The sequence below is a fragment of the Salinarchaeum laminariae genome (genome assembly GCF_023204835.1).
Lineage (GTDB): Archaea > Halobacteriota > Halobacteria > Halobacteriales > Salinarchaeaceae > Salinarchaeum > Salinarchaeum laminariae.
Genome location: NZ_CP096270.1, coordinates 1753185 through 1771602, shown reverse-complemented (window position 1 = coordinate 1771602; position 18418 = coordinate 1753185). Strand labels below are relative to the sequence as shown.

19 protein-coding genes and 1 tRNA gene are annotated in these 18418 nt (G+C 65.3%); 14 read left to right on the top strand and 6 right to left on the bottom strand.

The annotated features are described in order from the left end of the window. Positions 1 to 74 precede the first annotated feature (74 nt). The 4 genes from MXF70_RS08295 to MXF70_RS08280 all read left to right on the top strand — a co-directional run bounded on the left by MXF70_RS08295 (position 75) and on the right by MXF70_RS08280 (position 2358). A complete protein-coding gene (locus tag MXF70_RS08295) occupies positions 75 to 299 on the top strand; it encodes a hypothetical protein (protein WP_248515155.1) in 225 nt (74 codons plus the stop codon). A 155-nt stretch (positions 300 to 454) separates the two neighbouring features. Further along, positions 455 to 1252, top strand: a complete 798-nt coding sequence (locus MXF70_RS08290; RefSeq protein ID WP_248515154.1) for a GTP cyclohydrolase IIa — start codon at positions 455 to 457, stop codon at positions 1250 to 1252. Between the two features lie 249 nt (positions 1253 to 1501). Continuing rightward, a complete protein-coding gene (locus MXF70_RS08285; protein WP_248515153.1) occupies positions 1502 to 1735 on the top strand; it encodes a helix-turn-helix domain-containing protein in 234 nt (77 codons plus the stop codon). A gap of 92 nt (positions 1736 to 1827) precedes the next feature. Next, the gene (locus MXF70_RS08280; protein WP_248515152.1) at positions 1828 to 2358 is read left to right on the top strand and encodes a 50S ribosomal protein L16; all 531 of its coding nucleotides are present in this window, start codon (positions 1828 to 1830) and stop codon (positions 2356 to 2358) included. 296 nt (positions 2359 to 2654) lie between these two features. Here MXF70_RS08280 and MXF70_RS08275 read toward each other — a convergent pair whose 3' ends face one another. Both MXF70_RS08275 and MXF70_RS08270 read right to left on the bottom strand, forming a co-directional pair. Further along, complete coding sequence (locus MXF70_RS08275; protein ID WP_248515151.1) at positions 2655 to 3713, bottom strand: sensor histidine kinase; 1059 nt, start codon at positions 3711 to 3713, stop codon at positions 2655 to 2657. 510 nt (positions 3714 to 4223) lie between these two features. Beyond that, positions 4224 to 4297: transfer RNA gene (locus tag MXF70_RS08270), tRNA-Tyr, on the bottom strand. Positions 4298 to 5143: 846 nt separating this feature from the next. Here MXF70_RS08270 and cdrS point away from each other — a divergent pair. The 3 genes from cdrS (at position 5144) to MXF70_RS08255 (ending at position 7082) form a co-directional block, all read left to right on the top strand. Next, complete coding sequence (gene cdrS / locus MXF70_RS08265; protein ID WP_248515150.1) at positions 5144 to 5323, top strand: transcriptional regulator CdrS; 180 nt, start codon at positions 5144 to 5146, stop codon at positions 5321 to 5323. 3 nt (positions 5324 to 5326) lie between these two features. Then, the gene (gene ftsZ / locus MXF70_RS08260) at positions 5327 to 6505 is read left to right on the top strand and encodes a cell division protein FtsZ (protein WP_248515149.1); all 1179 of its coding nucleotides are present in this window, start codon (positions 5327 to 5329) and stop codon (positions 6503 to 6505) included. A 190-nt stretch (positions 6506 to 6695) separates the two neighbouring features. Then, the gene (locus MXF70_RS08255) at positions 6696 to 7082 is read left to right on the top strand and encodes a cupredoxin domain-containing protein (protein WP_248515148.1); all 387 of its coding nucleotides are present in this window, start codon (positions 6696 to 6698) and stop codon (positions 7080 to 7082) included. Positions 7083 to 7109: 27 nt separating this feature from the next. On the opposite strand, the gene ncsA is transcribed toward MXF70_RS08255, so the two are convergent. Further along, a complete protein-coding gene (ncsA, locus tag MXF70_RS08250; protein ID WP_248515147.1) occupies positions 7110 to 8072 on the bottom strand; it encodes a tRNA 2-thiolation protein NcsA in 963 nt (320 codons plus the stop codon). Between the two features lie 123 nt (positions 8073 to 8195). On the opposite strand from ncsA, the gene MXF70_RS08245 reads away from it, so the two are divergent. The 7 genes from MXF70_RS08245 (at position 8196) to MXF70_RS08215 (ending at position 13534) form a co-directional block, all read left to right on the top strand. After that, positions 8196 to 8480, top strand: a complete 285-nt coding sequence (locus MXF70_RS08245) for a hypothetical protein (RefSeq protein ID WP_248515146.1) — start codon at positions 8196 to 8198, stop codon at positions 8478 to 8480. 172 nt (positions 8481 to 8652) lie between these two features. Then, complete coding sequence (locus tag MXF70_RS08240; RefSeq protein WP_248515145.1) at positions 8653 to 10077, top strand: FAD-dependent oxidoreductase; 1425 nt, start codon at positions 8653 to 8655, stop codon at positions 10075 to 10077. Between the two features lie 91 nt (positions 10078 to 10168). Next, positions 10169 to 10954 carry a helix-turn-helix domain-containing protein gene (locus MXF70_RS08235; RefSeq protein WP_248515144.1) on the top strand — a complete coding sequence of 262 codons (786 nt, stop codon included), beginning with the start codon at positions 10169 to 10171 and terminating at the stop codon, positions 10952 to 10954. A 98-nt stretch (positions 10955 to 11052) separates the two neighbouring features. Further along, positions 11053 to 11454, top strand: a complete 402-nt coding sequence (locus MXF70_RS08230; RefSeq protein ID WP_248515143.1) for an antibiotic biosynthesis monooxygenase family protein — start codon at positions 11053 to 11055, stop codon at positions 11452 to 11454. Between the two features lie 389 nt (positions 11455 to 11843). After that, a complete protein-coding gene (locus MXF70_RS08225; protein WP_248515142.1) occupies positions 11844 to 12380 on the top strand; it encodes a TQO small subunit DoxD in 537 nt (178 codons plus the stop codon). A gap of 7 nt (positions 12381 to 12387) precedes the next feature. Next, positions 12388 to 12672 (top strand): hypothetical protein, encoded by a 285-nt coding sequence (locus MXF70_RS08220; RefSeq protein WP_248515141.1) that lies wholly within the window; start codon positions 12388 to 12390, stop codon positions 12670 to 12672. 259 nt (positions 12673 to 12931) lie between these two features. Continuing rightward, positions 12932 to 13534, top strand: coding sequence for a DoxX family protein (locus tag MXF70_RS08215; protein ID WP_248515140.1), 603 nt, complete (start codon positions 12932 to 12934; stop codon positions 13532 to 13534). Between the two features lie 46 nt (positions 13535 to 13580). Here MXF70_RS08215 and MXF70_RS08210 read toward each other — a convergent pair whose 3' ends face one another. The 3 genes from MXF70_RS08210 to MXF70_RS08200 all read right to left on the bottom strand — a co-directional run bounded on the left by MXF70_RS08210 (position 13581) and on the right by MXF70_RS08200 (position 18267). Next, positions 13581 to 14174: an IMP cyclohydrolase gene (locus tag MXF70_RS08210; protein WP_248515139.1), complete on the bottom strand. Its 594-nt coding sequence runs from the start codon at positions 14172 to 14174 to the stop codon at positions 13581 to 13583. A gap of 447 nt (positions 14175 to 14621) precedes the next feature. Beyond that, entirely contained in the window at positions 14622 to 17024 is a 2403-nt protein-coding gene (locus MXF70_RS08205; protein WP_248515138.1) for an ATP-binding protein, read from the bottom strand. A gap of 28 nt (positions 17025 to 17052) precedes the next feature. Beyond that, the gene (locus MXF70_RS08200; protein ID WP_248515137.1) at positions 17053 to 18267 is read right to left on the bottom strand and encodes a metallophosphoesterase family protein; all 1215 of its coding nucleotides are present in this window, start codon (positions 18265 to 18267) and stop codon (positions 17053 to 17055) included. Between the last annotated feature and the right edge of the window lie 151 nt (positions 18268 to 18418).

Below are 18418 nucleotides of genomic sequence, written 5' to 3'. Positions count from 1 at the left end.
GAGGGACACACCAAATCACCGAGACCCTAGCCGACACCGACACCGATTTGGCGCCGAGTTTGCAACGGGTGGCTATGAAACTGATCCCGGAGAGCGACACGGGAGTGGCGCTGGCAGCGGGCGCGTTCACCCTCCTGTTGTTCCTGCTCGGGATCGCCATCGTCTCGGCAACGAGTCCGACGGGCGTGGGGCGATTCGAACTCGTGGGGTTCGGGGTCGGCTTCGGGCTGTTCATCGGCATCTACTTCCTCTCGATGTCGGCCGACCGGCTTCTCAAAGGCGACGACAAGGAGCAGTAGCGCGGCAGAAAAATCAGAACGCCATCGCAGTAACGCTCCCGAACTGAGCATCCGGAGAGATCCGTGCGGCGAACGAAACGGGATAAACCGCCCGATCCCCACCGCATCCGTGATGGATAACAAAAATAATAACCCTCCACAGGGTAGCTTCGGCCGTGACCGCAACGCAGGTGACGCTGTTCCAGCTGGACAACTACGGCCCCTGGACCGTGACGCCCGAGCCGCGTCCGGAGCCCGAACTCCAGGCGCTACAGGCCAGGCTCTACGCGGATCTCGCCGACGCCGTCGGTGATCGGGGCGGCTACGTCTTCGTCACCCGCTTCGATAACGTCGTCGCCGTGACGAACGGCCTCGACCGCGAGGACCACCGCGCGATCCAGGCCGCAATCGCCGAACGCTACCCGGTGACTGTGAGCGCCGCGATCGGATACGACGAACGTCCGGCCACCGCGCTCGCGGAGGCCACCGAACGGCTGCAGAACCAGGGCAGTGCACAGGACGCAGCCAGGACCGAGGTGCTCGTCGGCGAGCCACTCCAGGCTGAAACTGGGTCGGGCAGTGCCAGCGGTACTGCGCCCGGCACCGTACGCGTCGCGCATTTCGACGTCGTCGACGTGACGGGGCAGCTCACCGATCAGGTCGACGCCTACGGCGCACATCTGGAAGTGCAGGGCGCCACGCAGACGCTCTCGCGCTACTGCTACGACCAGCACGGCGCACTCGCCTTCTTCGTCGGCGGCGACAACGTCATCGCGATCTGCCCGGATCTCGACGTGGCGGCGTACGAGGCCGTGATCGAGCACGTTAGGGAGACCGTCGGCGTCCAGTTCCAGGTCGGGATCGGCGACGGCTCGACGGCCACTGAGGCCGGCATGGCAGCGAAGTTCGCCCTCGAGGACTGCCGGCGCGACGGATCCCGCGTCGAGGGGCTCGCGGCGCCGACTGCCGACTGACATCACTTCTCACTCCCCGCTCAGTCGGTACAGGGACGTCATAGCGACTGAAAGCCGGTCCGTGGACCGACCGATCGACGACATCCTCCAGCGCGTCGGACCAGCCCCGCAGAGTACCGGTGGTGCAGCCACAGAAAACTACGGATCAGTTCCCATCAATAGCGCTCTTACGGATGTATTGCTAACCGCTAGCACTGTTAGAAACGCTCCGGTAGTTTCTTTGCGTGGTTCGTTGAATTACCGTCTACCATGAGCATCACCACGTCCCCCACCGAAGCACCGCTCGAACCGCTGCCCGACGACCTCGACAGCCCTCGTGCGAAACTGGTCTTTCTCACGCTCTCCGTGGCGGGACCCACGACGGTTGCCGAGCTTCAGAACGCGCTGGACGTCCCGAAGCTAACCCTGCTCTCCGTGCTCGACACGCTGGCGAGTCGAGAGCTGGTCGAACGGACCGAGAACGGCTACGTCACCGCCGCCTGAGGTCGACGACGGCGTCGTGTGATCGACCACCATCTGCAGCCGGGGTTCGAAGGCTTTATTCGCGCGCTGGGTCTGAGCATTCGGTAGTAATCATGGTCGACAAGCCCGCCTCTATGTACCGGGAGATCAGCAAGCCCCCGTATACGCGACGGGAGTACATCAGTGGGATCCCCGGCTCCAAAATCGCCCAGCACCAGATGGGCGACTCGTCGAGACAGCCCGAGGATTACCCCGTTCAGATCAGCCTCCGCGTCGAAGAGGAGGTTCAGCTCCGCCACGACGCGATGGAGGCCTCCCGCCTCTCCGCGAACCGATACCTCATCGAAGAGCTCGGTGAGAACAACTACCGGATGGTCCTCCGGAAGTTCCCCCACCACGTCATCCGGGAGAACAAGCAGGCGACGGGCGCGGGCGCGGACCGCGTCTCCGACGGAATGCGCCAGGCGTTCGGAAAGGTCGTCGGCACCGCCGCGCGCATCGACGCGAACGAGCGACTCCTGACCGCGTACTGCGAGGTCGAGCAGGCCGCTGCAGTGAAGGAAGCTTACCGTCGCGCGTACAACAAGATCTCGCCGCCGTGCCGTATCGAGGTCGAACGCGGCGAAGAGCTACTCGTCCAGTAGATCCCGATTCGCAGGCGGGCGATTCTCGCAGTGCCTCTTCGACGGTGAGCGGATAGCTCCCCGCAGCGCGGAGTCGTCCACGTCGCGCCGGCGGACATCTCTCTCTTCCGAGACGGCCGCAGTACACAGTATTACTCCAGTCCGAAGCGGTAGAACAGCAGCCTCGCAAGTGCAGTACACGAAAGACGATCCACTGACGCCAGAGAAAAACGCCATCAGAACCCCCGCTACGGCGCGTAAACGCGAGGTCCAGTGTAGACAGCGAGAGGATACGATCGCAAACACACCGCCGGTCGTCAGTCGCCGGCTGACTCGGTACCGGTAGCTGCTGGGCCGCCAGCCTCGACACCCTCCGGACTCGGAGGCTCCGCACGAGGCAATTGGAAGGTGACGATCGTCCCAGTTGGCTCGTTATCGGCGAAGCTGATCTCACCGTCGTACTGCTCGACGATCCAGGAAGCCAACCAGAGACCAAGCCCGCTGCCGTGCTGGAGCGGCGTCTCGCGATGCTCGCGAATTGCCTCGATCTCGTATGGATGGATCCCGGGGCCGTCGTCGGCGATCGAAACCGTCGCCGAATCAGAGTCAACCGCATCGATGGTGGCAGTCACAGAAGCGGTGCCATCGTTGTGACGGACGGCGTTGTCGAGCACGTTCTCCACGGCAGTCTCGAAGAGGGCTCCCGCGGCGACCCAGGGGTCGTCCTCTGCCTCGATCGTCAGGGACGCATCGGGGAACTCTTCGCGTACGTGTGACACAGCAGGCGAGACGAACGACTCGGCGGGACGAACGTCGGTCGCAACTTCGGCGTCGAGCGTGTCGTGGATCGCACGAGCTTTCTCGCCGATCTCGACGAGTCGGCGAGCCTCGTCCTTGATCGCGTCGACGTGCTCGGTCGAGCCGCCGCCGTCGTCGAGCATGTCCGATCGGCCGAGAATCACGTTCATGTTGTTGCGGAGGTTGTGCCGGAGGATACGGTTCAGCACGTCTGTTACTTCGTAGAGTCGCTCGAACTCCTCTTCGCGCTGTTCGAGTTCGTCACGGGACCGGACCAGCTCGCCGATGGTCCGTTCCCCACTCGAAACGACCAGGAACGCGAACACGGCACCGAGCAAACTGAACGCGCCAGTGACAGGGACGAGTAGCGACCGGTGAGCAGTGAGGAGGAGCCAGCCAGCGACCAGATAGCCGACGAAAAAGCATGCGATCGAGACGCCTGCAGCGGTCCAGTACTGCCGAAACCGGCGACCGTCGACGAGACCAAGCAGCGATCGGATCTGCACGAGCGCGAGGAGAAGCACCAGCGCACCGATCAGAAACGGAATGGCCAGTGCGATACTCTCGGTTGACGGCACAGTTACGCGACCTCGTCCGGGTTCGGTCCTCGTTCCACCCGACTGCTCTTGAATATCACAACAATCACGTCGCCGTCGTTTGGGTGAGCAACGTGTTCCTGATCACCCGATAAAACAGTTCGGGCCGTTCGTGTTAGCCAACTATCTCGTCGTGGACTCGAGGCAAGCCTCAGCCGAGGAACGTTCGAAAACGCGACAATACCAGATGCGATCCGACCCGGAGATCCCGGAAGGACCGCGACGGCACCATCCCTCGGGCCACCAGAATCAAATCGAGTCGACGGTTGGGGTTTGCATCCCAGCGAACACGACGTCGGGCGACCGGAATGAGTGGAGCTGACTCCCGACTCTCAACTATCGAAATCGACCGACTGCGCCCGTGGCCGTTTGGGGCCGTGTTCCAATCCGGTTTTTCGGCGAGTGAGACGAGTATGGAATCCCCCGAGCCAGCGGCTATATCAGTTGGAAACGCAGAAAACCGAGTCGGCCACGAAACGACTGTATTCCGGATCCGCCCTCCCCGATTTGAACGGGGGACAAGTCGATCTACAGTCGACTGCTCTACCAGTCTGAGCTAAGGGCGGGCATCGTGTGAGTCAGCCGGACGCGGATAAAAGACTTACCTTTCCGCAAGACGGCGACCAGCCGACGAGCCCCGGCACGTGTGCGACACTGCGCCGCGACCTCGCGTCACAGCTCGTCCTACACTCACGAAAAAAAACAGAGTCGCGCGTATCAGGGTCGCGCGTGTGCGTGTGCACGATGAGATATCGCCATCAGCTCGTATCCAGACGGTGGTCACGCACCTGGTCCGGGCAGGTACCGAGTGATTCGACCCCGAGCAACCCTGTGAAAATACGGGGACACAGCTCGAGCCCAATGCAGCAGACGGCACGCGAGCAGGTTGGCTGCTACAGCGTGGTAGCATGCGCGTAAACGTCATCTAAAACACGGAGAAGAACGATCGCTTTCCGGGGCGTTTCGTGCCGCGGGCCCAGCTTTCCAGCCAGACCTGAGGAGGAATGCGTACTACGCCGCGCGAAGTGTGCGGAGGAGAAGCGCAATTTGTAAACAACCAGTAACGACTGTGAGTGTAGCGGTATCGGAGAGTACGGGGTGGTTACTCTCCGCCTGCCACGGCGACCGGCGTGGGGAAACCGATCAGTGACCGAGCAGTTGTTGCACCGGGAAAGCGGGGCGAAAACGGCGAAATACTGATGCTGTAGCGTCTGTTAGGCTCGTTTACACCAGTGTGGTACGCCGGCGTTACCTTTATTACCCTTGCCTCAGAGGATACGTCTGCGTAAGACGGTCGTCTTACACGCGACGGCACCCCCCAAATGCCGGCGCCCTACCCGGGTTTACGCGTGCAGGACTCGATGCGTGTACGACACGCGCCCGCCGTCTTACTAAACGGGGAGCTACTAACCATGGAGCGTGTGACACTCCGCATTCCGAAACAGCAGATCGAAGCAGTAGAACGTATGGTCGAGTCGGGCGAGTTCCCGAACCGGTCCGAGGCCATTAGAGCCGCGGTCCGAGAAAAAATCAAGGACCAGGGAGAACCGGTCCACGAGCGCACTCGAGAGCGCACATGGGCGAAGGTGTAAACGATGCAAGATATCGTCCAGGACGCCCTCGAGAACGCAGAGCAGGAAAAGCGCGATATGGAGGACGTCTCCACCGACGGTGACGAGTTCGGGGACCCCCGGATCGTCATCGTCGGGGCTGGTGGTGCGGGTAACAACACCATCAACCGCCTCTACAACATCGGCGTCGACGGTGCCGAGACCATCGCGATCAACACGGACAAGCAGCACCTCAAGATGATCGAGGCCGACACGAAGATCCTCGTCGGCAAGTCCCTGACCAGCGGACTCGGTGCGGGCGGCGACCCCAGCATGGGCGAGCGCGCAACCGAGATGGCCCAGGGAACGATCAAAGAGGTCCTCGGCGAAGCCGACCTCGTGTTCGTCACCGCGGGCATGGGTGGCGGCACGGGCACTGGCGCGGCGCCAGTCGTCTCGAAGATCGCCAAGGAACAGGGTGCGATCGTCGTCGGGATGGTCTCGACGCCGTTCAACGTCGAGCGAGCACGGACGGTCAAGGCCGAGGAGGGGCTGGAGAAGCTTCGCGACGAAGCCGACTCCATCATCGTCCTCGACAACAACCGACTGCTCGATTACGTCCCGAACCTCCCGATCGGCAAGGCGTTCTCGGTGATGGACCAGATCATCGCCGAGACCGTCAAGGGGATCTCCGAGACGATCACCCAGCCGAGCCTCATCAACCTGGACTACGCCGACATGACGACGATCATGAATCAGGGCGGCGTCGCCGTCATGCTCGTCGGCGAGACCCAGGACAAGAACAAGACCGAAGAGGTGGTGAAGGACGCGATGAACCACCCGCTGCTGGACGTCGACTACCGCGGTGCGTCCGGTGGACTGGTCCACATCACTGGCGGCCCCGACCTCACGCTGAAGGAGGCCGAAGGCATCGCAGACAACATCACCGAGCGACTGGAAGCGAGCGCCAACGTCATCTGGGGCGCACGCATTCAGGAGAACTACAAGGGGAAGGTGCGGGTCATGGCCATCATGACGGGCGTACAGTCCGCACAGGTCCTCGGGCCGAGCACCCAGCGACAGGCCGACCGCTCGCGCGCCGAACTGGAGGATGTCGACTTCGACGCGGAGAACAACGTCGAGGCCGTCTCTGCTGGTGGTGCGCAGAGTGACGGTGGGCAGGACGTTCGCGACCGCGAGAACGGCGTCGACGTCATCCGGTAGGTTCGTCGCCGACCCGGTCGGGCGGCCATTCTTCGAACGCCACAAACGAGCAGCCACGCCACGGTGTCGGGCGTCCTGTATACAGGACTACTCGAGTGCACCGAACGGCTGAACTATTTGATATTTTAGCGACGGGGGCAGAATTAACATAACGACTATCAGAGAGGCCACCAATGAGCTACTGAGTTCCATGGTACGGACCACCCATTCGCGCAGGCGGATCCTGCAGGCATCGGGCGTCGCAATCGCAACGGCACTCGCCGGCTGTGGCGGGGGCGGCAGTTCTGACGAAGACGAGAGTACCGACGCGGACGTAACGGTAACGCTCGGTGGCGACCCGTCCTACGACCCACAGACCGTCGAGATCACCGTCGGTCAGACCGTCGCCTGGGAAGCGGCGAAAGGAAATCATTTCCTCAGCCTCCAATCGGGACCGGAGGAGAGTGACTGGGCGGGGACGGGTGCCAGCGCGATCGCCGCGGACCAGGTCCACACGCACACGTTCGAAGTTGCGGGCACCTACGAGTACAGCTCGAACAGCCTGTCTGGCACCGGCAGCGTCGTCGTCAGCGAGTAACCGGATCGCAGACGGACGTACACCTTTTCAGGCCAGCTCCATCGAAGAGAGCAACGAACAGGTTCGACAGACGTCACGCGCCGTCGACGAACCACAGCGATCGCACTCGCCGAGATCCTCCGAAACGTCTTCCCGAGCGTTCGCAGCCAGCTTCGCCAGCTCTTCGTACCCGGAGAGGATCGAGTGGCGCGTTCCCGGATGGTTATCCTCGAGTCCGTGGAGGAGCTCCTTGATCTCGCCGCGGTAGGCCTCCGACGCGTGGGGACACTCGGCGATCTGGGCGGGAAGGTCCCGCAAGTGGGCGTAGAGCGCGACCTCCGACTCGGGGACGTCGCGGAGTGGCTTCGCCCGGGGAACGAACGCGTCCTGTTCTGCGCGATCTTCCATGGGGCCCAGCGACGCCTCGAAATGTTTCGCGATCTGGGCGACGTCGCCCTCGAGGACGTTCATCAGGGCGGTCTGGGCCTCGTCGTCGAGATTGTGTCCCGTCAAGAGGAGGTCCGCACCGAGTTCGTCGGCGTAGCGCTCGAGGACGTCCCGTCGGAAGACGCCGCAGTACGCACACGGCGCCATGTTCTCGGGGTCGTCCTCGGCGACGTCGTCCATTCGGACGCCGTGCTCGTCTTCGTAAGCCACGAGCTCGAGGGGAACGTCGAACTCCTCGGTGAACCGCTCGGCCGCCTCGACGCTCTCGTCGCGGTAGCCCTCGATCCCTTCGTGGATCGTCAGCGCGCGAAGTTCGACGCGAGGATCCTCCGCGAAGGTGTCCTGAAGGATCGCACCGAGGACGACGCTGTCCTTTCCGCCGGAGAGACCGAGCACCCACGTCGTCGGCGACTCGGGCGTGGCCTCGTCCGGCAACAGACCGTCCTCGCGAATTCGGCTCCGGACGCGTTTCTCGACGGATCGAAGAAAGTGCGTCTCACAGAGGTGCGTGCCGGCGTAGGCCGCGTGCGTCACGGCCTCGCGGTCGCACTTGGTGCACTGCATCGCGAGGAGGTATCGGTGGCAGAGGGATGACCGTTTCGCACCACACTGACGCCAGCGGCGGGCTCGCAGCCGACCGGGCCCCAGTCAGAAAGGTAGTTAGCCCTCGACGTCCGAGACACCGATATGTCAGCGTGGGCGCGCCGGTGCGCGTGGCTCGTTCTCGTCGTACTCGTAGTCTGCGCCGTGCTCTCGACGCCAGTGGCCGCCCACCAGGGACACGCCGGGCACGAGAATCAGCAGGACGACGACCTCTCGATCTGGCCGTTGTTCGTCGTCTTCGGGACAGTCTCTGCGGGTGGAACGCTCCTCGCGAGCCAGCGCCTCGACGTGCCGCGGGAGATCGCCGTCGGTCTCGCTGCTGGCGGGATCGCCATAGCGGTCGGCGCGGCGATCGTCTGGCTGACTTGAGACAGGGTTGAGCGGCCACGACGGTTCCCCAGCGATGTTCGATAGCACCACGCCGACGCTATCGATCGTGTCACGCCAGCGTGAGCGGTCGCGCGGCGTCGGCGTGAGCGGCCGTGCAGCGTCGGCGCGCGATCGGAGAAACGCCTTTTCACACGGCGATCCTCCACTCGGTATGATCCACGTCGCAATCGTTGGTGCGTACGGCAGTGCGGGGGTCGCAGCAGCGAGCGAGCTCGCCGACGACCCAGACGTCGAGTTGACGCTGATCGACGACGGCGAGCCCGGTGGCGGCCTCTGCATCCTCCGTGGTTGCATGCCCTCGAAGGAGGTGCTCTCGGCGGGCGCACATCGCTATCAGGCGCGTGCCGACCACCGGCTGGACGGCGTGCCCGAGGTCGACCTCGAAGCGGTGGTCGAAACCAAAAACGGGCACACCCAGTCGTTCGCGGAACACCGACGGGAGAGCGTCCACGACCTCGCGGAGCGCGAGGCCGTCGAGTTCGCCCACGGGACGGCCCAGTTCGTCGACGATCGCACGCTCGAGATCGCCACGAACGACGGGGATCGGACGATCGAGCCGGACTACGTCGTGATCGCGACGGGATCGACGGTCAACGTTCCCGATCTCCCCGGCATCGAGTCGGGCGACTACGCGACGAGCGCGGACGTGCTCGACGCGACCGAGTTCCCCGACTCCGGCGTCGTGATGGGCTTTGGATACGTCGGGCTCGAGCTCGTTCCCTACCTCAGCGAGGCCGCCGGGATGGATCTCACCGTGATCGAACACGACGAGCGGCCACTCGACGAGGCCGACTCGGAGTACGGCGACGAGATCCTGGAGCTCTATCGCGAAGAGTACGACGTCGACGTCCTCACCGAAACGACCGAGCAGCGCGTGGAATCGACCGACGACGGTGGCGTTCGTCTCCACGTGGAACAGGACGGATCAGCGGCGGACGGCACCGACGAACTGGCGATCGAGGCCGACGAGCTGTTCGTCTTCACAGGCCGTGAGCCGAACCTCGACGGTCTGGAGCTCACGAACACGCCAATCACCCCCGAGAACAGCTGGGTCGCGGATACGATGCAGACCCACGACGACGATCACGTGTTCGTCGTCGGGGACGCCAACGGGAAGGAACCGATCTTGCACGTCGCCAAAGAGCAAGGGTCCCAGGCCGCTGCAAACCTCCTCGCACACGCCCGCGGCGAGTCGCTCGAGCCCTACGAGAACGTCCGCCATCACGTGATCTTCACCGGGCTCGGTGTCTACCCGTACGCCGCCGTCGGTCAGTCGAAAACGGATGCGGAGTCAAGTGGGATCGACCACATTTCCGTGACGCGTGCGGCCAGCGACGACGGCGTGTTCAAAACCAAGGACGTGCCCGAGGGACTCGCGACGCTCGTGGTTGGCACGGACGGGACCGTGCTGGGCTACCAGGGCCTGCACCACCACGCCGACGTGATGGCCAAGACGATGCAGGTGGTCATCGAGCTCGGGCTCGACGTTCGGGAGCTTCCCGATCGCGCGTTCCACCCGACGACGCCGGAGATTCTCGACGGACTCTTCCGGGACGCAGTGGCGGCCCTGGAATGAGGTCCAACGTCCGACCGCGAACGTACCGCGGTTCCCGAGGAGTGGGAACGCAACCCCCCATATAGGGAGGAGCGCGAGCAAGAATCAATCAATGACGGATACCACCGCGCCCACCGATGCGGCCGAACCGCTCAGCGCGCGCCTTCGCGTCGAGCCCCACGAGTCGGCGGGCTGTGCGGTGCTGTCCGCCGGCGAGCGGGGTGACGACGTGGTTCGAACGGGCGGAACCAGCGCGAGCGATGACTGTGACTGCCGAGCAGCCGTCACCGTCGAGGTCGATGGCGGCGAATCCCGGGAGTTCGTGCAGGGCACCGTCGACGAGCATTGCGTCTGCCCGGCCTTCCAGGAGGTCGAGTGTGCCGCTGAGATTGCCGGGTTCGCCAGTGGTGCGCTGGTCGTCGAGGTCACGGTCCCGGACCGGGAAGCACTGCGCGATCTCGTCGCCGCCCTCAGGAACCGAGCGGCGACGGTTCACCTCGAGCGAGTACTGCCACTCAACGTCGGCGAAGAGAGCGACGACCTGCGAATCGACGCCGCGGCGATCACGGCGAAGCAGCGCGAAGCGATCGCGGTCGCCGTCGACAGGGGGTACTACGAACGCCCGCGGGGGGCGGATCTCGACGCGGTCGCGGACGCGCTGGGGATCTCCCGGTCCGCCGCGTCCCAGCGGCTCAACGCCGCGGAAACGACCCTGATCCAGGCGCTCGTGGCGAGCACCGACATCGAGCAGGCCGACGTGCCACGAAATGACGAACGCGACGGCGTCCGAGGCGACGGCAGAAACGAGGACGACGACGCAACCGAACGCGACACGCAGGACCGCCGACACCCAAGCACCGACACCGTCGGCCCGACCGAGGAGCCCATCGCCGAGTAAAAGCCTGTATTATCCAGCCGCGTCGTGAGGGGCCCCGCGGTCGTAGGTGTGAACGTAATGGCACGAGTACGCCTACGATCGAACGGGGGTGGAACCGCGTGTTGACCGACGGCGTCGCGTACGAGGTGACCGTCGAGCTGTCCGATCGCCACCGCGATCGGTTCGAGAGCTGGTTCTCGAACGTCGTTCTCGACTGGACGACCCAGCCGGACGTTCGTAGCTTCCAGGCGTTTCGAGGCGTGGACGACGACGGCGAGCGTCTTCGGCTCGTCTTCACGTTCGAGGACGAAACGGCCTGGGAGCGCTTCGTCCAGCGCAGCGCACACCGCGAGCGAATGGCGCATCTCGAGTCGGTCTCGGCCGCCGTCAGCACTGCACTCTGGGCACCGGGCGCCGTCTCGCTCACGGACGATGGCCCGGCCATCGTTCGGGCGGCGGACTCCGCAACGCGCGAGAGCCTCGAAAATGGCGACCCGACGCCGATCGGGCCCGAACTGTAGCGGCCCTCGATCCGCCCCTGGATCTCTTCGTGCCACCACCCGTCAGTGTGAACGCTGGTCGCAGTGAGTCGAACGGACGTCGACGTGACCGGACAGCGACCTGAGCTGACAACGACGTGAGCTGACAACGACGTGACCGAACAGCAACGTGAGCGGATAACGGTCGAGGCGGACGGCGGTGGAGACAGACAGCGCTGTGAGCAAACGCATCCTTATCGACGTCGGCACGGGAGACACTGACGTGGGAGACAACGACGAGGGAGATAACGCCCTGAGAGATACTGTCGTGAGCTGACTGCGATCGGAGTGACTGACTTAAACCCCTGTATACTTCGGGGGAACCCCGACCGGGAGCCAGCGCAAACGTTCACCCGTAAGGTGAGCTAACTGTGCCAACTGACACGGCGACGGTCGACACCCGGCTCTTTGGCCGGGACGTGGCGTACAGCTTCGACGGGCCATGGGGTGCGTACTGGCTCGTGTTGCTCCGCGTGATCGCAGGGTGGTGGTTCCTGAGCGCGGGGCTCGGGAAGGTCCTCGAGCAGGGGCTGCTCTACGATACCACCGGCTGGCTAGAGATGGGCACCCAGGGGAGCATTTTCCACCCGATGTTCGAGTGGTTCGCGGCCAACGCAGCGTTCGTGCCCAACCTGCTCGTTCCGTGGGGACAGATCGCGATCGGCCTGGGACTGATCGTGGGCTGTCTCACCCGCCTCGCAGCAGCGAACGGGATGATCCTGGCCACGTTCTTCTACCTCGGGAACGCGGGCTGGACCAACGGGATGGTCACCAGCGAGCTGTTCGGGCTCCTCGTGTTCGCGACCATCGCGCTGTTCGGCGCCGGCCGCGTCTACGGCGTCGACGGCTACCTCGAGGGAACCGAACTGCTCGAACGACATCCGCGGCTGCGATACATGATGGGGTGATAGAGCTATGCAACCACGCAAATCCACGGCAGACCTGATCGCCATGCTCGGTGGAGGGCTGATCGTCGTCGGGGTCGTCGTCCTCGGCGCGGTCAACACGCTGACGCAGAACCCACACCTCGAGCAGACCAACGACGCCGGTGCGGTCACCGCCGAACCGCTGGTGCCGCCGGACCTCCGGGCCTACATCGTCCTCGCCGGGCTCGCGGTCTGGCTGTGCTACGGCGTCTACAAGCTGGCACAGCCAGCAGAGCCGATCGATCGCCAGCGCGTCGCGCCGGCCGACGACTGAGCGTCCGGGCGCTCCGCCGGCCGCCGTCGTCGAGCGAACAGGAGGCAAACGGTGCGAATCGATTTTTCTTCGAGCTACCCTCAGACGGCAGTCAGGTAAGAGAACCGTTCGGTTTCGTGGAGCGACAGTACGGGCTGGGACTCCCCCGCGAGAACACCGTTTCGAGCGTTCGAACCCGGTAGTTCTCATTCCCGTCGGGTGGAAACGGTGCCCCAGTTATATGGGGTGTGCGCGTGAACTACCAGTTGAGGGATCACATATGGCAACTGATCGGAAACCTGCGGAACGAACGCTCGAAGCGGAACTGTTCGGACGTGACGTCACGTTCGACTACTCGGAGAGCTGGATCGCGTACTCGGTAGTCCTGCTCAGGGTAGCGATGGGCTGGATCTTTCTCCAGGCCGGACTGGAGAAGTGGACCGCAAACGGCATCGATGGCATCCAGGACCAGCCGCTGACTGGCGGATTCAGCGCAGCAGGCTACCTGAACAACGCGTTGCATCCTGACAACCCAGCGCAAGACCTCTTCGCCGAGATGGCCGGTGCGACCTGGGTCGACCCACTCGTCGTGTGGGGCCAGATCCTGATTGGTGTCGCCCTGATCGTCGGGATTCTCGTCCGATGGTCCGCGTTCTGGGGCGCACTGATGATGCTCCTGTTCTGGCTCTCACACCTCCAGGGCGGGATCCTCGCCGGCCTCCCGGTCGAACACGGATGGGTCGTCGACGAGACGGTCGTCTACGTCCTGCTCCTGTTCGGGCTCGCCGCGATCGGCGCCGGCCGGATCTTCGGACTGGACGCGAAGCTCGAACAGTCCGAGATCGTTCAGAACAACGCCTGGCTCCGGTTCCTGATGGGCTGACCGGGCCTGGCCCTCCACGAAGTAGCCGAGTAGACCGCGTCGGCGTTCAGTCTCCGTTTTCGATCGCCGTCTCGAACCCGCAATTCGTTCTCGCGACGCCCGCAGCACACACTGCGTGCTCGAAGTCAAAGTCGTACGCGTCAGTCGCAGCAGCGGCCGCGTCCGTCGCATCGAACTCCACAGGTGACGGCGCGTCTCGCTCGTACGTTGCGACCAGCGTGGGCTGCTCGACCGCCTTTACGAGCACGGCGTCGTTCCGGACGATGCCGACGTGGGCGGCGTCCTCGTCGAGCACGCCTGCGATTCGCGGCGTGTCGTAGTCGTCCTTCTCGTAGTCGAGGGCAAGCAGCGGCTCCGCGAGCGCGTCCCGGGCGGGATAGCCCAGCTCGATCTTCTCCACGATCGGATCGACGTGCGAGCCGTTGCCCAGCACGGCAGCTGCTCCGTCTCGGGGCCCCTCGGTGGTCGTGCGCAGGCAGTTGTACTCGACGTAGGGGTTGTCGGTGGGCGGTGCGTCAGCGGTCGGACCGACGGTCAGCGTGCCGTCACGGTCGCGAATCTCGCGGTTGGGGAACGATCGCGAGGACACGCGGTAGGCTGCGACGTCCGGTCCGACGACGACGAAACGTCCGACGTACATGCACCAGCGTCGGATGCGGCGTGGAATGTAGTTGTCGGAGCGGCTGCGGCGGCGGACCCGGCCGGAACACCAAGGATTCGGCGCTCGAACGCAGCCCCGTTCGCGGTGAGAAGGGTCCGCTATCGACCGCAAACGGAGTCGAATACCCTCGTCATGCGATCGTCTGACAGTAGTTCGACACCCCTCCGCCTTCGGCCGATTTCACTTCCAGTCTGCTTCGCCCATCTATAAGGGGGCGGACGTTCACGGACGACACGTGAGGGCGTTTCGCCCTCGCTTGTCACACGCTCCACCTGCGTTCGCGTCGGGATCGCCCGACCGACCATACGACCCGTTCGGCGCGGGGCGGGGACCCCGCCGCCGGACACCTTCGTTACACTTCCCAGCGGTGTCCAAAGGCTGTGCTGCCCCAGTGCGATGGTTCGATCGACAGGCCAGCGCTTGCGCTCACTCCAGTCGTTCGAACCGTCGGCACGGGACGTCGTGGTGCTCGACCAGCTCCTCGCCGACCTCGGGTTTTGCCGTCATGTAGACGATCTGCCAGCCGTCGTCGGCAAGCCTACGGAGTGCGTCGAACCCGGCCGACAGTCGCTCTGGATCGGCCGGGAGCAGCGGATCGTCGAGCAAGAGAAATCCGGTCCCGCCGGAGAGAATGCGCTCGGCGAGTCCGATCCGCGCGGCGAGATAGAGCTGATCGGTCGTCCCCCGACTGAGCTCGCGAGGCGTGCGGGCGGTCCCGTCGGCGGCTTCGACGACGAGGGTTTCGGCTGCCGGGTCGTAGGTCACGCGCTCGTACCGACCGTCAGTGATCGATGCGAACGTATCGGCGGCGGTGCCCGCTGGATCGAACAGATCGGCGAGCTTCGCCTCCTCGTCGGCACGGACGTCCTCCAGCGCAGCGATCGCCACTCGCGAAACGTCGGCGTCTCGGTCGAGCGAGGCTACGAAGGACTCGAGATCGCGAGCCGTCGCCGCGAGCCCGTCGACGGACCGCGCGGCGAGCCCGATCGGATCGTCGCGAAACCGACCGGTCGGGAGCCTGCCCAGCTCGTCGGCAAAGCGATCGACCGCAGCCTCGTGGTCGTCGAGGCGTCCGTCGAGTTCCGCGAGGCGCTCTTCGAGCGAGGACGTCCGAGATTCGAGCCGGTCACGCTCGTCCGAGTCGAACGCCTCCGCGGTAACGTCCGTGGCAGCAACGCCCTCGCGGAGCGACGCCAGTTCGTCCGCCCAGTAGTCGATGCGATCGGACGTCGACGCGGACGCGGTTTGGGGCTCGCCGAGCCGTTCGGTCAGGCTCGCCGTCGCCGTCCGTCGCTCCTCGCGGTAGGAGTCGGCCGCCGAGACGGCCTCGCGGTACGTTTCGACGTCCGGGACGCCGGCTTCACGAAGCAGTTCTCGGCGCTCCCGGCGGAGCGTCCGACGGCGGTCGATCGCGTCCTCGCGGTCGGTTTCGACGTCCGCCAGCCGTCGATCTGCGAGGTCCCGATCCTGCTCGATCGAATCGACGCGGTCGGCCAGCCGATCGCGCTCGTCCCGAAGATCTCGGATCGCCGGCGCGACGTCCGCGAGCGTCTCCACGTCGAGCCCGGCGTCCCGAGCAGCGGCGAGCAGGGCTCCGCGCTCGGCAGCCACACTCTGCGACGCTCGCCGCTGGTAGAGCGTCCAGGCACCCGCGATAAGAGCGAGAGCCGTCAGCCCCAGTGCAGCGGCGACGACGCCACCGACGGCCGCGGCGCCCGCACCGATCGCGCCCGCGATCGCGACAGCTGCGCCGAGTCGCACCGTCGACGCGTCTCCCGTCGAGATTGCGCTCTCTCGGTAGTCCTCGAGGCGATCCCCGAGTCCTTCGATCTCTCGGAGCCGATCCTCGAACGTCACGAGTTCCGCGTCGAGCGATTCGATTCGGTCGTCGAGGCGCTGGCGTTCCTTCCGGAGCTCCGCTCGCCGATCGTCGAAGTCGTCCAGTTCGTCCGCGATCCGGGCCAGTTCGGCGTCGATCTCGTCGAGGCGTTCGAGCCCCGACTCCGTACAGTCCCGATCGGCCAACGCCTCGGTCGCGTCGCGGACTGTCTCGAGCTGCGTCGCGAGGCGGTCGTGGGTCGCGAGCGTCTCCGCGGCCCGCTGGCGGTCGAGCGCCGTCCGGGTACGCTCGAGCTCCGCGGCGACTTCGACGCGCTCGCGCTCGGCCGATTCGACGCCGGAAGCGCGACAGTCGGCGACGTACGTGTCGATGCGCTCCGCGAGGTCGGCCGCCCGTTCTCGAACCTCCCTGACGTTGCCGTGCTTCTCGGCGCGTGCGAGGTTCAGGTTCGAGGGCGTCAGCCGGCCCGCGTCCACCAGTTCGGAACGAAGCGCGGCGATCTCGGCGGTGTGGAGGTCGGCGAGGCGACGCGCCGTCGCGTCGTAGAACTCGTGTTCGTTAGCGAGTCTGAGATCCGCATCGCGCACGACGAAGACGTTCCGGAGCTGCCGCGGCGTGCAGTCGGTCACGTCGCCGAGCGTGGTGCCGTCGCCGAGGACGTGCTCCTCGACGCTCGCTGGCGAGGGGGCGGTTGATGCGTGGCCGGCTGCGGCGGCATCCCCGGAGTCGGTCGGTTCGTCGGCGGAGCGCGGGGCGCCAACGTCACCGGCCGTCTCCAGAACGGCGTGGCCGACGGGCGGCTCCTCGACGCGACCGACGTCGGGCAGCACGTCGACCGCGTCGGGCGAACACAGTCGAAGCAGCGCGTCCAGTAGCAGCGTCTTCCCGGACTCGTTCGGCCCGTAGCAGACCTCCAGACCGCCGTCGAACTCGTGTTCGATACCCGAGAGCGGCCCGTACCGATCGACGCGAACGGAGCGGAGCCTCATCGTGATCCACCCCTCGCACGCGCACCCGTCACGTCAGGTCACCCGAGGCTGCGAGGTCGGCCATCGCAGCGAGCACGCGCTCGCGGGCGTCCTCGCGCAGTTCCTCTGGATCGTACGCCCCTGTCCCAGCGGCATCTGGGTCCTCGTCCGGGGACTCCCCCGCGTACCAGCTTTCTGCCACACCCGCACCCTCCACTGCCCCCGCCACCGTTTCGTCGTCGAGGCGTGCCTCGAACTCGCGGTAGATCGGATGATCGAGGAGCGCCGCGACCGAGCGGGTCCGGTTCTCGAACGGAACGTCGCCGCAGGCGGCAGCGAGCGATTCCGCGAACGCCGTTTCGTCGCGATCGACGAACCCCTCGACGGTGATTTCGGGTTCGACGATTCCGGCTGCTGGGCTCCGCGAGCCGTCCGCAGCCGTGGCGTTCAGCTCTCCCCAACTCTCGACCTGCTCGCGGACGGTCGCGAGAACGTCGTCGGCCTCGCCAGGCCGAACCGTCAGTGCCAGTTCGTCGTAGTGGAAGGCGTCGAGCTCCTGAAGGCGGATTTGTGGTGTGTCTCCAGCGTCGACGACTGCTATCGAGCGTCGGCCCGTCTCGGAGCGGGTGACCGAGGCGGGGGTTCCCGGATAGACGAACGTGCCCGCGCTGCCGGAAGCGGCGGGCAACTCGACGCGGCTCGCGCCGTGGTAGTGGCCTGCGAGTACGACATCGAACTCCAGGGCGGCCAGTGCACTCCGCGTGATCGGCGCGTAGCGGGTCGGCGCCTCCTCGCCCGCACCGGCTTCGGCGGCGCCTGGTGCCTCGAGGCTGCAGTGGAGTAGGAGACAGTCCAGACCGTCGAAGGGATCGCGGTCACGGAGCGCGACGAGCAGATCGTCCGACAGGGTCCGAGTGTAGGGGACACAGGTGAGTCGGATCGAGCCGTTGGCGACGGTGAACTGCTCGAAGGGCTCTGCAGTCGCGGGACGGACGGCGGCTCCGAAGAAGGCGTCGCCCTCGAACGCCTCGCGATCGTGGTTACCGGGGATCACGAGGACCGGAAACGGCCGGTCGGCGAACAGCGATCGGAGTTCGGGGCGGAGTCGCTCGGCGGCGCTCTCGTCCTCGAACAGATCGCCACCGATCGTCACTACGTCGGCGTCGGCGGATTCGGCCTCGTCGAGCACCGCCGCCAGCGCGTCCCGGCGCTCGGGAGCGTCCGGGTGGAGGTGAACGTCGGCGGTGTGGACGAGCCGCGGCATCGTGCAAGGAGGTGATCGCCCGAGGACAAAGGGATTCGGGTCGAAACGGGCTGTGAAATCCTACGTATCGGGAACACGCGTCCCAGCCACCACCCTGAAAGCGGCGGTGGGTTGCTACTGGGTTCGGTACGAATGCCCGAGTAGGACCCCT

What these genes read in the sequence shown, in the direction of transcription:
- MXF70_RS08280 (WP_248515152.1), top strand. Translation starts at nt 1,828, where the DNA reads ATGGTCGACAAGCCCGCCTCTATGTACCGGGAGATCAGCAAGCCCCCG.
- MXF70_RS08200 (WP_248515137.1), bottom strand. Translation starts at nt 18,267, where the DNA reads ATGCCGCGGCTCGTCCACACCGCCGACGTTCACCTCCACCCGGACGCT.
- MXF70_RS08205 (WP_248515138.1), bottom strand. Translation starts at nt 17,024, where the DNA reads ATGAGGCTCCGCTCCGTTCGCGTCGATCGGTACGGGCCGCTCTCGGGT.
- MXF70_RS08285 (WP_248515153.1), top strand. Translation starts at nt 1,502, where the DNA reads ATGAGCATCACCACGTCCCCCACCGAAGCACCGCTCGAACCGCTGCCC.
- MXF70_RS08295 (WP_248515155.1), top strand. Translation starts at nt 75, where the DNA reads ATGAAACTGATCCCGGAGAGCGACACGGGAGTGGCGCTGGCAGCGGGC.
- cdrS (WP_248515150.1), top strand. Translation starts at nt 5,144, where the DNA reads ATGGAGCGTGTGACACTCCGCATTCCGAAACAGCAGATCGAAGCAGTA.
- MXF70_RS08245 (WP_248515146.1), top strand. Translation starts at nt 8,196, where the DNA reads ATGTCAGCGTGGGCGCGCCGGTGCGCGTGGCTCGTTCTCGTCGTACTC.
- ftsZ (WP_248515149.1), top strand. Translation starts at nt 5,327, where the DNA reads ATGCAAGATATCGTCCAGGACGCCCTCGAGAACGCAGAGCAGGAAAAG.
- ncsA (WP_248515147.1), bottom strand. Translation starts at nt 8,072, where the DNA reads ATGCAGTGCACCAAGTGCGACCGCGAGGCCGTGACGCACGCGGCCTAC.
- MXF70_RS08220 (WP_248515141.1), top strand. Translation starts at nt 12,388, where the DNA reads ATGCAACCACGCAAATCCACGGCAGACCTGATCGCCATGCTCGGTGGA.
- MXF70_RS08235 (WP_248515144.1), top strand. Translation starts at nt 10,169, where the DNA reads ATGACGGATACCACCGCGCCCACCGATGCGGCCGAACCGCTCAGCGCG.
- MXF70_RS08240 (WP_248515145.1), top strand. Translation starts at nt 8,653, where the DNA reads ATGATCCACGTCGCAATCGTTGGTGCGTACGGCAGTGCGGGGGTCGCA.
- MXF70_RS08210 (WP_248515139.1), bottom strand. Translation starts at nt 14,174, where the DNA reads ATGTACGTCGGACGTTTCGTCGTCGTCGGACCGGACGTCGCAGCCTAC.
- MXF70_RS08255 (WP_248515148.1), top strand. Translation starts at nt 6,696, where the DNA reads ATGGTACGGACCACCCATTCGCGCAGGCGGATCCTGCAGGCATCGGGC.
- MXF70_RS08215 (WP_248515140.1), top strand. Translation starts at nt 12,932, where the DNA reads ATGGCAACTGATCGGAAACCTGCGGAACGAACGCTCGAAGCGGAACTG.